The sequence below is a fragment of the Micromonospora sp. RV43 genome (genome assembly GCF_001029515.1).
GTDB classification, from domain to species: domain Bacteria; phylum Actinomycetota; class Actinomycetes; order Mycobacteriales; family Micromonosporaceae; genus Micromonospora; species Micromonospora aurantiaca.
Genome location: NZ_LEKG01000023.1, coordinates 58,870 through 72,235 on the forward strand (window position 1 = coordinate 58,870; position 13,366 = coordinate 72,235).

Consider the following 13,366-nt stretch of genomic DNA (forward strand, 5'->3'; position numbering starts at 1 on the left):
TGCTCGCCATGGCCGTCTCGCCCTACATCGCCCGGCTGCGCCGCCACGTCGGCCACGACCTGCTCATGCTGTACGGCGTCAGCGGCGTGGTCACCGACGACGCGGGACGGGTGCTGCTGGCCCGCCGGGGTGACAACGGCCGCTGGTCGGTCCCGGCGGGCACCGTCGATCCGGGCGAGCAGCCCGCCGACGCGCTGGTGCGGGAGGTCCACGAGGAGACGGGCGTCAAGGTGGCGATCGACCGGCTCGCCGGTGTCGCCACCCACCCGGTGGTCTACCCCAACGGCGACGCCTGCGAATACCTGAACATCTGGTTCCGCTGCCGGGCGGTCGGCGGGGCGCCGGCGGCCGACGGCGACGAGTCGCTGGCGGTGGCCTGGTTCGCGCCGGACGCGCTGCCCGACCTGGACGACTGGGCGCGGCTGCGGATCGGCACCGCGCTCACCGACGACGTTCCGCCCTGGTACGCCGCGCCGGGACAGAGCCACCCGGCGCTGCACCAGCCCGACAATCTCTAGCCGAACGCCACCTCGTACGGCCGGCCCGGGGTCAGCGCCACCGCACGATGGCCGCCGGGCGCGTGCACTACCACGCGCTGCGCCACCGGCGACACCAGCCGCGCCCGCACCCGGCCCGGCGTCCAGGTCAGCTCCTCGACGGTGACGCGGCCCCGGCAGGTGATGCCGCGCAGCGTGCCCGAACGCAGGCCCGGCAGCGGCGCGGGGAGCAGCCGTAGCGTCCCCGGCCGGGACTGCACGAGCGACTCGATCAGCACCGCCGGCAGCGCGTGCGCGGCGTCGGCGTTGTACGTGGTCCGGCCCGGGTTGTGCGCGCTCATCAGCGACCGGAAGAACATGTCCGCGCCGAGGATCTTGCGCAGGTTCGCCGTGACCAGTTCGCCGTCGCGCAGCCGTGCCGCCGCCAGCGCCCGGTGCAGGCTGCCGTGCGCGGACCGGTTCTCGTCGCCGCGCAGCGTCAGCGCCCGGTGCGCGGCGGCGGCCAGCTCCGGGGTGTCGTCCGGGTCGATCTCGTGCAGCGGCCACACCGGATACAGGTGGCTGACGTGCCTGTGGTCCTCGTCGCCGGTGCTGCCCGGCCACGCCCACTCGGCCAGCGCGCCGCGCCCGTCCACCAGGTAGCCGGGCGGCCGCACCCCGGCCCACCGGTCTTCGCCGGTCACCTCGGCGGCCAGCCGCAACGCGTGCCGGGCCGCGGCGACGTCCATCGTGGCGTTGACCGCGACCGGCGCGACCCGGCCGGTGTCGTCGTACGGGCCGGTCTCCGGCGAGTACGACGGCACCAGCGCCGGCCGCCCGTCCACGACGGTCAGCACGTCGGCGAAGAAGTCCGCCACCTCGGCCAGCCAGCCGGCCACCTCGCCCAGCGGCTCACCGGTGACCAGGTGGTGTTCGTGCAGCGGGTGCAGCAGCCAGTCCGCGCCGGCCAGCCACGCGGTGAACGGCCAGTCGGGGTGGACGTGGAACAGGTACCCGTGCTCGCCGTCGGTGCGGCTGGGTGCCAGCAGCCCGCGCGCCCCGTACACCGTGCGGGCGTTGGCGCGCCAGTGGTCCACCTGCGCGGCGACCAGCCGGGCGTGCGCGGCTGTCACCTCCGGCAGCGCGCCCACGTTCGCGCCCGCCAGTTGCAGGTTCAGGTTCGCGTCGGTGGTGAAGTCACCGGCCCACGCGGCGTCCCAGGAGCCCAGCCACAGCCCGGTCAGCCGGGGCGGCAGCACCCCGCTGGCGCTGAACAGCAGGTACCGGCCGGCGTGGAACAGCCGTTCCAGCAGCGCCGGGTCCAGCCGGTCCGGCGCGGCGGCCTGCCGGGCCAGCAGCTCACCGACTGGTAGCGCCCGGTCGGCGGCGGGCACGCCGAGGTCCAGGCCGACCCGGGTGTACGGGCCGCGATGGCGCGGCACGTGCCGCGCCAGCAGCGTGTCGTAGTCCCCGGTCAGCGCGGCGAGCCGCCCCTCCGAGGCCCGGGTACGCCACGGCGGCGCGCCGGGCCGGTCCACGAGCGTGGTGAGCAGCGCCGGTCCGCGTACCCGCACCCGGTCGCCGTCGACGGTCACGTCGCCGCGCAGCAACGTCAGCCCCTCGAACCCGTACGCGCCGCCGGCGTCCGGATAGCGGGCGCGGACCCGCAGGAACACCAGCCCGTCGCGGCGGTACGCGGCGTGCTCGTACACCACGCCGGCCGGCTTGCCGGGCAGCTCACCCGTCGCCCCGACCACGCAGTCGCCCTGGTCGAGGTGCAGCACCGCCACGTCGTCGGCGCGGGAGGCGAAGCAGCGCCGCCGCCCGCCCGACCACTCGACGGTCACCTCCCCGGTGGTGAAGTCGGTGTCGCGCCGGTAGTCGCGTACCGGTCCGGGCGGCGCGTCGACGGTGAGCACGTACCCGGGGTGGAACGACTGGGTCCACTCCAGTTCCCGGCCGCCGGTGAGTAACCGGGCGGCCTCGGCCCGGCGTCCGGCGAGCACCAGCGCGCGGATGTGCGGCATCCGGCCGGCCAGCTCGGGCGCGCGGGCGTCCCGGGTGCCGTTGGGCAGGACGAGCCGGTGGTGGTTCACCACGATCCGTTCCGCGTGCGGCCGCCCGTGGACCATGAGTCCCAGCTCGCCGTTGCCGGTGAGGAACGCGTCCGTCCAGTCGTCGGCCGGTGCGGTGTCGTGGATGCGGTGCGCCGTCACCGGCCGGCGCTGGTGTCCCGCACGGTGAGGTGCGGTTCCAGCAGCGTCACCTCCGGCACCGGCTCACCGTTCAGGCGCCGCATCAGCAACGCCACCGCCTGCCGTCCGACCTCCTCGGCGGGCACCGGTACGCAGGTGAGCCCTGACTGCTCGGCCAGCTCGTCCGGGCAGATCGCGACCACCGACACGTCGCGGGGCACCCGGCGGCCCAGCAGCGGCAGCGTGGCGAGCACCGGCCCGACCGCGGACTCGTTCTGCACGACCAGCCCGGTGACGTCCGGGTGGTCGGCGAGCAGCGCCTCCAGGTCCCGGCGTACCGCGGCCGGTCCCTCCTCGCAGGGCCGGGTCACCGCGTCGACGCCGAGCCGCTCGGCCGCGGCGCGTACCCCGGCGCGGGTGCGGTGGGCGAACCCGGTGCCCCGGTCGTAGACCGCGGCGGGGGCGCCGAGCAGCGCGATCCGCCGGTGCCCGGCGGCGGCCAGGTGTTCCACGCACAGCTCACCGGCGCGCCGGAAGTCGAGGTCCACGCAGGCCAGCCCGGTGCTGTCGGCAGGGTGCCCGATCAGGACGCCGGGTAGCGCCAGTTCGCGCAGCAGCGGCACCCGGGAGTCCTCCAGCTCCACGTCCATCAGCAGCACGCCGTCGACGAGCGCGCTGCCGACGATGCGGTGCAGCCCGGCCGGTCCCTCGTCGGCGGTGACCAGCAGCACGTCGTGGTCGTAGCGGCGGGCGGTGGTGACCACGGCGGTGGCGAACCGCATCACCACTGGCACCTGCATGCCGGTACGCAGCGGCAGCACCAGCGCGATCACGTTGGCCTTGCGGCTGGCCAGCGCGCGGGCCCCGGCGTGCGGGTGGTAGCCGAGCGCGCGGACGCTGGCGAGCACCCGTCCCCGGGTGGTGGCCGAGATGGTGCGTTTGCCGCTGAGCACGTACGACACGGTGCTGGCGGCCACTCCGGCGTGCCGGGCCACGTCGGCGATGGTGACCTGCTCACCCGGGGTGCGCCCGCTCATCGGACCGCCCCGATGCGGGAGCCCGCCGGCTCGGCGGTGGCGTCGCCGCCGGTCACTGTCAGCGCGCCGGCGAGCCGGATGTCCCGCGCGGACCGGCCGACCAGCACCGAGTGGACGGCGTCCTCCACCACCATCGCGGCGCGGGTCTCGTCCCACCAGGCCAGGTCGGCGGTACGCAGCCGCAGCGTCACCCGGGCGGCGCAGCCCGGGTCGAGCGTGACGCGGGCGAAGTCGCGCAACTGCCGCAGCGGCTGCTTGACCCGGGAGCGCCGCTGGCGGGTGTAGAGCTGCACGACCTCGGTGCCCGGGCGGCGGCCCGTGTTGGTGACCTCGACGCTCACCTCCACCTCCTCGCCGGCGCGCGCCGTGGTGGTGCTCAACCGGAGGTCAGCGTAGTCGAACGTGGCGTAGCTGAGCCCGTGCCCGAAGGGGTACAGCGGCTCACCCCGGTGGTACAGGTACGTGGCGTCGGCGCTGATGACGTCGTAGTCGAGCAGGTCGGGCAGTTCGGCGGCGTCGGCGTACCAGGTCTGGGTGAGCCGCCCGCCCGGGTCGGCGGCGCCGAGCAGCACATCGGCCAGCCCGTTGCCGTGCTCCTGTCCACCGTGGGCGCTCCACAGCACCGCCGGCACGTGCTCCTGCGCCCAGCCCACCGCGTACGGGTAGCTGCTCGTCAGCGCCAGCACGGTACGCGGGTTCGCGGCGTGCACGGCCCGCAGCAACTCGGCCTGCCCGGTGGGCAGCGCCAGGTCGGCCCGGTCCTCGGTCTCCCGGCCGTTGACCATCGGGTGGTTGCCGAGCACCACCACCGCCACGTCGGCTTCGGCGGCGAGCGCGGCGGCAGCGGCGGCCCCGTCGACGAGCAGCGTCACGGTGAACACGGCCGGGTCGCCGGTGGCGACGCTCAGCCGTCCGTCCGGTGCGACGCCGACGTGCCGGCCGGTGGCGAGGTGGTGCAGCAGCGCGGTGCCGTCGGGCCGGTGGTGCAGGCGGAACGTCTCGCGTACCACCCAGCCGCCCGGTCCGTCGCGGTCGGCGACGAGGGCGCCGGTGTCGTCGGCGCCGACGTACCGGCCGGTGTCCACGGCGCGCAGCGCCACCACGTCCTGCCCCCAGTCGACCACGTCGAACTCGGCCGCTGTGTCGCCGAGCGCCAGCGGGCCGCCGTCGTTGCGTACCGCGCGGTCGCCGACGTGCAGGGTGATCCGGTCGGTGCCGGGGTGGGTGGTCACCTCGGGCAGGCGTCCGAGCAACCCGGCGTACGGGCTGATGGTGTACGGCGGGGTGCCGCTGTACCAGTCGGTGAGTACGGTGTCGGCGAGCGGGCCGAGCACCGCGACCCGGGTGCCGGGGCGCAGCGGCAGCAGGCCGTCGTTGCGCAGCAGCACCACCGACTGGCGGGCGGCCTCGCGGGCGAGTTCCCGGTGGGCGAGGCTGTCGAGCGTGTCCGGCGGCACGTCGTCGTGGGGGTCCGGGGCCAGGTCGCCCAGCCGCGACCGGACGGACAGGATCCGCCGTACCGCCCGGTCCACGTGGGAGGGCTCGATCAGTCCGCGCGCCAGCGCCTCGGTGAGGCGCTCCACTGTGGGGGCGGTGTCCTCGTCGTCCTCGGTGAAGCTGTCGATGCCGGCACGCAGCGCGGCGGCGAAGCCTGCCACGTGGTTGGGCAGGTACTCCTGCACGCCGGCGATGTTGCCGACCGCCCCGGCGTCACCGACCACCATGATCTCGTCGTCGGCGTAGCCGCGCAGCTCACCCTCGATGAGCGGGCTCAGGTGCGCCGGTACGCCGTCGACCAGGTTGTACGACGCCATCACCGCCACCGCCGCACCTGCGGCCAGGGGAGCGCGGAACGCGGGCAGTTCGTACTCGTGCAGCACCCGGGGCGGCAGGTCGCTGGAGGTGGTGGCCCGGTCGGTCTCGTTGTTGTAGCCGAGGAAGTGCTTGAGCGTCGGCGCGGTCCGCAGCCGGATCGGGTGGTCGCCGCGCAGCCCCAGCGCGTACGCGGTGGCGAGCCGGCCGGTCAGCCACGGGTCCTCGGACCAGCCCTCCTCGTTGCGCCCCCACCGGGGGTCGCGCAGCGGGTTGACCACCGGTGCCCACACGTTGAGGCCGACGCGGTCCGGGTCGGCCCGGTGCTTGACCCGCACCTCGTCGCCGACGGCGGCCCCGACCGCCCGGATCAGGTCCGGGTTCCAGGTCGCGGCCAGGCCGATCGCCTGCGGGAAGACGGTGGCGGTGCCGAGCCACGCGACGCCGTGCAGCGCCTCGGTGCCGGTGCGGAACGCGCGCAGGCCGAGCCGGGGCACCGGCGCCTGCCACTGGTGCAGCAGGCCGAGCTTCTCCGGCAGCGTGAGCCGGGCCAGCAGGTCGTCGAGACGGTGGGGGACGGGGTCGGTCATGGTGGGCGCCTCCGGTCGGCGTACGTGCTGCTGCTCGTTAGTCGAAGCGCTTCGACTAACGAGCCGGTGATGCGGCGGCGCGTACGCGAAAAGGGGTGGTGGTGGGGGTCGGCGGTGTCGGCCCGGAGCGGTGGTGAAGCGCTTCGACAACCGCCGAAAAACACGCCGCTTCGCAGGTTGCCCGGTCCCGGAACGCGGCGCTACCGAGGTTGACACCTTCCGGCGGGTGCGGTCAAGGGGTCATCCGGCGGGCAGGCGTCCCGCCTCCACTGTGGCCATTGCGGCGGTGGCCCCGCCCAGCGCGCCGGCCGCGGAACCGAGCGTGCTGGCCTCCAGCCGCACGCCGGGTGGGACCGGTGTGCGGGCGGCGAGTTCGGCGTGGGCGGCCGGCAGCAGCCACGGCGCGAGCGCCGCCAGGTGACCGCCGACCACCACCACCTCCGGGTCGAGTAGCCCGGACAGCACCGACACGGCCTGCCCGAGCAGCCGGCCTATCTCGGTGAGCCCGGTCCGTACCGGGTCGTCCCCGGCGCGGGCCAGGGCCTGGATCCGTTCGATCTCCGGCAGGTGGTCGGTGACCGGCCCGGCGTCTGGTAGTAGCCGGCGGATCACCGCGTCCACGCCGAGCAGCGCGGTGAGGCAGCCGCGCCGCCCGCAGTCGCAGGCCGGGCCGTCAGCGGCCAGCGGCAGGTGCCCGACGTCCCCGGCGAAGCCCCGGCCGCCGCGCAGCAGCCGGCCGCCGCTGATCAGGCCCGCGCCGATCGCCGGGCCGCCGGTGAGGTGCACCAGATCGGTGGTGGCGGCGTACGGGCCGTGCCGCCGCTCGGCCAGCACGGCGAGGTTGGCCTCGGTGTCGACGGCGACGGGGAAACCCGGGTCGCGTAGCGCGCGGCGCACCGACGCCGCAAGCGGCACGCCGCGCCAGCCCAGCGCCGGGGCGGCCGGCACGTCGCCGTCCGGGTCGACCAGCCCTGGTACGGCCACGGTCAGGCCGAGCACGGTGCGGTCGGCGCCGATCCGGGTGACGGCGCGCCGGACCAGCGTGGCGAGCGCCTTCACCGTCTCCTCGGGACCGGCGGTGGCGGCGGGGAACGCCCGTCGCCAGGTGAGCACCGGGTCGCCGCCCGGTCCGGCGGCGACCGCCACCAGTTCGTCCGCGCCGACGCGCAGGCCGAGCCCGACGTAGCGGGAGCCGTCGAGCACGAGCATGGTGGCCGGGCGGCCCACCCGGTTCTCGGTCAGCCCGGTCTCCCGCAGCAGGCCGTGCTCGATCAGCTCGGCGACCAGGCTGGAGACGGTGGCCTTGTTCAGCCCGGTGTGCGCGGCCACGTCGGCCCGGGAGCAGGGGGCATGCCGGCGGACGTGCCGGAGCACGGCGGCCCGGTTGGTCACCCGCACGTCGCCGAGGTCGGCCGTCGGCCGGTCGATGCTGATCACGTACTGCCCGCCTCCTGCGCCCGGCCCGAGTTCGGCTACAGCTTAAACTAAATGGGCGAGATTCCGGCCGGCCGGTCTCCGCCGCCGAGCCACGGCGCGAACGGCGTCACCGGGACCGCCTCGCCGTCGAGCACCACCCGGCGCGGCGGGTCCTCCCCGACCACGCTGACCCGCCGTACGTCCAGCGGTCCGTCCACGCGTACACGCAGCGTGTCCCCGTCGCGCACGGCGGTGATCGTGGTGTCGCCGTCGGGGTCGTGCATCACGCTCACGCCGTCCACGCCGCCCCAGGCCACCAGCGTGACGTCCCGGAACGCGTCGGTCCCGACCGTCGCCGCGGGCGCCACAGTGGGGATCAGTGCGCCGTGCCGCACGTACAGCGGCAGCCGATCGAGCGGCACGCTCACCCGCAGGTGCCGGCCGCCGGGGTGCCGCTGCCCCGTGTACGCGTCGAGCCAGTCGTCGCCCGCCGGCAGGTAGACGGCACGCTCGCCGGACGGGTCGAGCACCGGCGCCACCAGCAGGTCGGGGCCGAGGCGGTACTGGAGGTCGGCGGTCCAGGCCGCCGGGTCGTCCGGGGTGTCGACGAGCAGCGCCCGCAGCATCGGGCCGCCGGTGCGGGCGCTCGCCACCGCCGCCGACCAGAGGTACGGCAGCAGCCGGTAGCGCAGCCGCAGCGCGTCCACCGCGTGCCGTTCCGCCTCGGGCGGGAACTCCCACGGCAGGCGGCTGGTGGTGCCGTGCAGCCGTACCAGCGGGGACAGCGCGCCGAACTGGGTCCAGCGCACGTACAGGTCCGGTTCGGGAGTGCCGTGGAAACCGCCGGTGTCGTGGCTCCAGAACGGCACCCCGGACAGCCCGTGGGACAGGCCGCCGCGCAGCGTGCTGGCCATGCCGGGCCAGGTGGCGTTGACGTCGCCGCTCCACTGGGCGCTGTGCCGCTGCCCGCCCAGGTACGACGAGCGCGCCCACACCGTGCGGTGCCCTGCGACCTCCTCGGTGACGTCGGCGACCGCGTCGTTGAACAGCAGCGCGTACACGTTGTGCAGTTCCACGCCGGTCATGCCGTTGTGCGCCACCGCGTCCGCAGGTACGCCCTCGGCGAAGTCGGTCTTGAACGCCGCGACGCCCTGCGCCAGCAGCGGCCGCAGCAGGCCCTGGAACCAGCGCACCGCTGCGGGGTTCGTGAGGTCCACGATGGCGCACTCCGGGTAGCTGCCGTGCCAGGTGTCGGCGACGTACGTGCCGCCGTCGGGGCGGCGCAGGAAGTACCCGGCGGCCTCGGCCTCGGCGTAGAGCGGGCTGCCGGTCATCAGGTACGGGTTCATCCACAGGCACACCCGGAAGCCCTGTTCGGTGAGGTCCTTGAGCATGCCGTCCGGGTCGGGGAAGGCGTCGGCGTCCCAGCGCAGGTCCGACCAGTGCCCGGCGACCTGCCAGTAGCAGTCGAGGTGCAGCACGTCGCAGGGGATGTCCCGCTCGCGGATGCGCCGGGCCCGTTCCAGCACGCGCTGCTGGCTGTCCGGGAAGAAGCCCGACGAGATCCAGGCGCCGAACGCCCATCTCGGCGGCAGGTACGGCCGTCCGGTCAGCGTGTCGAGCCGGTCGAGCACCCGCTCCGGGGTGGGTCCGGCCAGCACGTAGTAGTCGAGCAGGTCGTCCGGGACGAGGATCTGCACGCTGCTGTGGGTGCTCGCGCACACGTCGAACTGCACCGGCAGCCCGCTGTCGACGAGGACGCCGTAGCCGCGGTCGGACAGGTAGAACGGCACGTTCTTGTGCGAGCGGTCGGACTCGCCGCCGAACGCGTCGAAGTTCCACATCAGCGGTCGCTGGCCGCGCTTGTCCAGCGGCGTGAACTTCTCGCCGAAGCCGACGAACCGTTCGTCGCCGGGTGCGACGAAGCTCTCGTGCCAGGCCACCGGCTCACCGTCGACTGTGGAGCGGCCGAGCGGCAGCGTGCGGCGGCGACCGCTGATGTCCCGGGTGCCGCCGTCGGCGGCCAGCAGCAGCCGACCGTCGGGGGTGAGGAAGCGCAACCCCCACGGGTCCAGGCGCACCTCGGCGACCACGCCACCGGCACCCACCCGGACGCGCCCGTCGGTGACAGTCACCGTGGCCGGGTGCGGCTGCGGGTGGACCAGCGTCAGTGCCCGTGCGGACCGGCTGCGGACGGAGAGGTCGTCGGCGAGGCGTACCCGGATGATCCCGTCCCCGGCGGCCTCGACGCGCGCGGCGAGCGTGCGGCCGGACGCGCAGGTCGCGGTGAGCGTGACCCCGTGCGCATCGGTCGCGGCCACAGCGGCCCGCAGCACGTCGTCGGCGCCCTCCTCGCCGGGGGCGCGGACCGGCAGGTCGGGCGGGTCGGCCACGAACGTCTCGTACGGGACCAGCGGCGGGCGGTACGGCATGGGCGTCTCCTCGCGGCGTCCACGGGCGGTCCCGCCAGTTTCTTTGGAAGCCCAACTAACTGTCAATGATCGACGGCATTGACTTTCCGTCTCACCTGTTCCTATTTTGGCCGGGATGCCAACTAAAGCGCTGTGGGACGACGGCCGGCTCTGCTACGGCGGGGACTGGAACCCGGAACAGTGGCCGCCCGACGTGTGGCGCGAGGACGTCGCCCTGATGCACGCCGCCGGGGTCAACCTGGTCACCGTCGGCGTGTTCGCCTGGTCCCGGCTGGAACCCGAACCCGGCCGCTACACACTCGACTGGCTCGACGACGTGCTGGACCTGCTGCACTCGGCCGGCATCCGGGCCGCCCTGGCCACCCCCACCGCGTCGCCGCCACCCTGGTTCTCGCTGCGTCACCCGGACGCGCTGCCGCTCACCGCCGACGGCGTACGCCTGCACCACGGCGGCCGGGACACCTACTGCGCCGCCGCGCCCGCGTACCGGGACGCCGCCCGCGGCATCGCCGAGGTGCTCGCCGCCCGCTACGCACACCACCCGGCGCTCGCGCTGTGGCACGTGCACAACGAGTACGGCACCACCTGCCACTGCCCGCATGCCGAGACGGCGTTCCGCCACTGGCTCACCACCCGGTACGGCGACCTCGACGCGCTGAACGACGCCTGGGTCACCAGCTTCTGGAGCCAGCACTACTCCGACTGGGCGCAGGTCGGCACCCCCCGCGCCACCCAGTACCTCGCCAACCCCGGCCAGCTGCTCGACTTCCGCCGCTTCTGGTCCGACACGTTGCTGTCCGCGTACACCGAGCAGCGGGACCTGCTGCGCGCGGCGAACCCGGCGGTGCCTGTCACCACCAACTACGTGCTCGGCGACTGGGTGCCGGTCGACCACGCCCGCTGGGCGCGCGAGGTCGACCTGGTGGCGATCGACCACTACCCGTCCGCCACCGACCTGGGCGCGGAGGAGCAGACCGCGTTCGCCGCCGACCTGGCCCGCGGCTGGGCCCGCCACGGCGCCGGACGGCCGGTGCCGTGGCTGCTCATGGAGAGCGCGCCCAACCAGATCCACACCGCCGGGCGCATGCACACCAAGGAACCCGGCCGGATGATCCGGCACAGCCTCGCCCACGTCGCACGCGGCTCCGCCGGGGTGATGTTCTTCCAGTGGCGTGCCCCGGCCGGCGGCGCGGAACGCTTCCACTCCGCAGTCGTCTCGCATGCCGGCGCCGACACCCGCGTGTTCCGCGAGGCCGCCGACCTGGGCGCCGCGCTGGGCCGGCTCGCCGGGACCGCGCCGGGCCGCGTCCAGGCGGCGGTGGCCATCGCGTACGACGCGGCGAGCGGCTGGGCGCTGCGGCACCCGGGGATGCCCCGCGACGGACTCGACCACCCCGGCGAGGCGGCCGCCGTGCACCGGGCGCTGTGGCACGCGGGCGTCACCGCCGACGTGGTGCCGCCCGGCGCTCCGCTCGACGGCGCCCGGCTGCTCGTGCTCCCCGCCCTCTACCTCGCCTCCGACGCCACAGTCGACTGGGTACGCCGGCACGTCCACGGCGGCGGGCATCTGCTGGTGACCTGGCTCAGCGGCGTCGCCGACGAGCACGCCCGGGTACGCCTCGGCGGCTACCCGGGCGCGTACCGGGATCTGCTCGGCGTGCGGGTGGAGGAGTTCCACCCCCTCGCCGACGACGAACACGTGCCGCTGACCGGCGGCGGGACCGGCCGGATCTGGTCCGAGACGGTGCACCCGGCCGGCGCGGAGACGGTCAGCGCGTACGCCGGGGGAGTGCCGGCGGGCCGTCCCGCGATCACCCGGAACCGGGTCGGCGACGCGTACGCCTGGTACGTCTCCACCCGCCCCGACGACGACACGTACCGGCGGCTGCTCACCGAGGCGGCCCGGCTCGCCGGTGTGGCCCCGGCCTGCCCCGGCGCGCCCGAGGGTGTGGAGGCGGTACGCCGCCACGACGGCCTGCTCTACCTGCTCAACCACACCGACCGGCCGCAGCGGGTGCCGGCTGCCGGGTTCGAACTGCTCACCGGCGCGGCTGTCGACGGCGAGTTGACGGTGGCGCCGGGCGGCGTGGCGGTGGTACGCGAGGAGATCCCGTGACGCGGCTCTGGTGGTGGGACGTCCTCGGGCGCTGAGGTGCGTACCCGGTCACGGGGTGGCGACGGCGGCGCGGGAGCGGTCGGCGGCGATCCGCACCGCGAGCGCCGCCAGCACCGTGCCCATCACCCACCGCTGCACGCGCGCCCAGCCCGGCCTGCGAGTGAGGAACGCCGACACCGAACCGGCGCTCAGCACGATGAGCGCGTTCACGGTCAGCGCCACGACGATCTGGGTCAGGCCGAGCAGCAGACTCTGCACCGCCACGTGCCCGCGCGCCGGGTCGACGAACTGCGGCAGCAGCGACACGTACAGGATGGCGATCTTCGGGTTGAGCAGGTTGGTGACCAGGCCCATGGTGAACAGGCGCCGGGGCCGGTCCGGCGGCAGCGGCGCCGGGGTGAACGCCGACGCGCCACCGGGGCGCAGCGTCCGCCAGGCCAGCCACAGCAGGTACGCCGCGCCGGCCAGCTTCACCGCCGTGTACAGCGGCGGGACCAGCACGAACACGGTGACGATACCGGCCACCGCGGCGGCCAGGTAGACCAGGAAGCCGACGGCCACGCCGAGCAGCGACACCAGCCCGGCCCGCCGCCCCTGCGTCACCGACCGGGACACCAGGTAGACCATGTTCGGCCCGGGCGTGAGCACCAGACCGAGCGCCACAAGGGCGATTCCCAGGACCGCGCCGACAGTGACCACGTCGCCTCCCCGTTGCCGACCGTGAACCGGACCCTACGCCGGTTGCCGCCGTCCGCGGGTGCCCGTGGGGCGCTGGTGGGGTGTTGCGCGGGTCACGTGATCGGGTCGAGGGCGGTGATACTTGCCGCATGTCGATCGTGCTGTCCGCGCCGGCCACCCCGACCGCACCCGCCCTGCTGCTGCGCCCGTGGCGCGACGGCGACGCCGGCGCGCTGATCGAGGCGTACCGGGATCCGGTGCTGCGCGCCTGGACCAGGCATCCGGTGACCGGTCCGGCGCAGGCGCAGGTGTTCCTGCGTCGCAGCCACCAGGGCTGGGCCGCAGGGCACCGGTTCATGTTCGCGGTGCTGGAGGAGGACCGGGTGGCGGCCTGCGTGGTGCTCAAGGATGTCCGCCCGGGACGCCCGTCCGCCGAGATCGGCTACTGGACGGCGGCGCCGGCACGCGGGCGGGGCGTCGCGCCACGGGCGGTGGAGGCGGTCACCGCGTGGGCGTTCGCCCGGTTCGCCGCCACCGGCCTGACCCGCCTGGAGCTGCTGCACCAGGTCGACAACCCGGCCTCCTGCCGGGTGGCGGAGAAGAGCGGGTACGTC

9 protein-coding genes are annotated in these 13,366 nt (G+C 75.0%); 3 read left to right on the forward strand and 6 right to left on the reverse strand.

Annotated features, from left to right (window positions below):
* Positions 1 to 8: 8 nt before the first annotated feature.
* Complete coding sequence (locus tag ABD52_RS08490; protein ID WP_047891449.1) at positions 9 to 518, forward strand: NUDIX domain-containing protein; 510 nt, start codon at positions 9 to 11, stop codon at positions 516 to 518.
* Here the strand turns inward: ABD52_RS08490 and ABD52_RS08495 are convergent.
* The 5 genes from ABD52_RS08495 to ABD52_RS08515 all read right to left on the reverse strand — a co-directional run bounded on the left by ABD52_RS08495 (position 515) and on the right by ABD52_RS08515 (position 9,958).
* On the reverse strand, positions 515 to 2,692 hold the full coding sequence (locus ABD52_RS08495; protein WP_047891431.1) for a glycoside hydrolase N-terminal domain-containing protein: 2,178 nt from the start codon (positions 2,690 to 2,692) through the stop codon (positions 515 to 517). The two genes, ABD52_RS08490 and ABD52_RS08495, sit on opposite strands and share 4 nt — an antisense overlap.
* Positions 2,689 to 3,708 (reverse strand): LacI family DNA-binding transcriptional regulator, encoded by a 1,020-nt coding sequence (locus ABD52_RS08500; RefSeq protein WP_047891432.1) that lies wholly within the window; start codon positions 3,706 to 3,708, stop codon positions 2,689 to 2,691. Before ABD52_RS08500 ends, ABD52_RS08495 begins: the two co-directional genes overlap by 4 nt.
* A complete protein-coding gene (locus ABD52_RS08505) occupies positions 3,705 to 6,110 on the reverse strand; it encodes a beta-glucosidase (RefSeq protein WP_047891433.1) in 2,406 nt (801 codons plus the stop codon). The genes ABD52_RS08500 and ABD52_RS08505 overlap by 4 nt, the downstream gene beginning before the upstream one ends.
* Positions 6,111 to 6,350: 240 nt before the next feature.
* The gene (locus tag ABD52_RS08510; RefSeq protein ID WP_047891434.1) at positions 6,351 to 7,547 is read right to left on the reverse strand and encodes an ROK family transcriptional regulator; all 1,197 of its coding nucleotides are present in this window, start codon (positions 7,545 to 7,547) and stop codon (positions 6,351 to 6,353) included.
* Between the two features lie 47 nt (positions 7,548 to 7,594).
* Positions 7,595 to 9,958 (reverse strand): TIM-barrel domain-containing protein, encoded by a 2,364-nt coding sequence (locus tag ABD52_RS08515; RefSeq protein ID WP_047891435.1) that lies wholly within the window; start codon positions 9,956 to 9,958, stop codon positions 7,595 to 7,597.
* A gap of 115 nt (positions 9,959 to 10,073) precedes the next feature.
* Between ABD52_RS08515 and ABD52_RS08520 the strand changes: the two genes are divergently transcribed.
* Positions 10,074 to 12,074: a beta-galactosidase gene (locus tag ABD52_RS08520; protein ID WP_047891436.1), complete on the forward strand. Its 2,001-nt coding sequence runs from the start codon at positions 10,074 to 10,076 to the stop codon at positions 12,072 to 12,074.
* Positions 12,075 to 12,122: 48 nt separating this feature from the next.
* On the opposite strand, the gene ABD52_RS08525 is transcribed toward ABD52_RS08520, so the two are convergent.
* On the reverse strand, positions 12,123 to 12,773 hold the full coding sequence (locus ABD52_RS08525) for a LysE family translocator (protein ID WP_047891437.1): 651 nt from the start codon (positions 12,771 to 12,773) through the stop codon (positions 12,123 to 12,125).
* A 128-nt stretch (positions 12,774 to 12,901) separates the two neighbouring features.
* Between ABD52_RS08525 and ABD52_RS08530 the strand changes: the two genes are divergently transcribed.
* The coding region (locus ABD52_RS08530) for a GNAT family N-acetyltransferase (RefSeq protein WP_047891438.1) at positions 12,902 to 13,366 on the forward strand (465 nt) is incomplete at its 3' end.

Bases quoted from the DNA above. Each gene is read 5' to 3' on its own strand.
- ABD52_RS08520 (WP_047891436.1), top strand. From the start codon at position 10,074: ATGCCAACTAAAGCGCTGTGGGACGACGGCCGGCTCTGCTACGGCGGG.
- ABD52_RS08500 (WP_047891432.1), bottom strand. From the start codon at position 3,708: ATGAGCGGGCGCACCCCGGGTGAGCAGGTCACCATCGCCGACGTGGCC.
- ABD52_RS08515 (WP_047891435.1), bottom strand. From the start codon at position 9,958: ATGCCGTACCGCCCGCCGCTGGTCCCGTACGAGACGTTCGTGGCCGAC.
- ABD52_RS08505 (WP_047891433.1), bottom strand. From the start codon at position 6,110: ATGACCGACCCCGTCCCCCACCGTCTCGACGACCTGCTGGCCCGGCTC.
- ABD52_RS08490 (WP_047891449.1), top strand. From the start codon at position 9: ATGGCCGTCTCGCCCTACATCGCCCGGCTGCGCCGCCACGTCGGCCAC.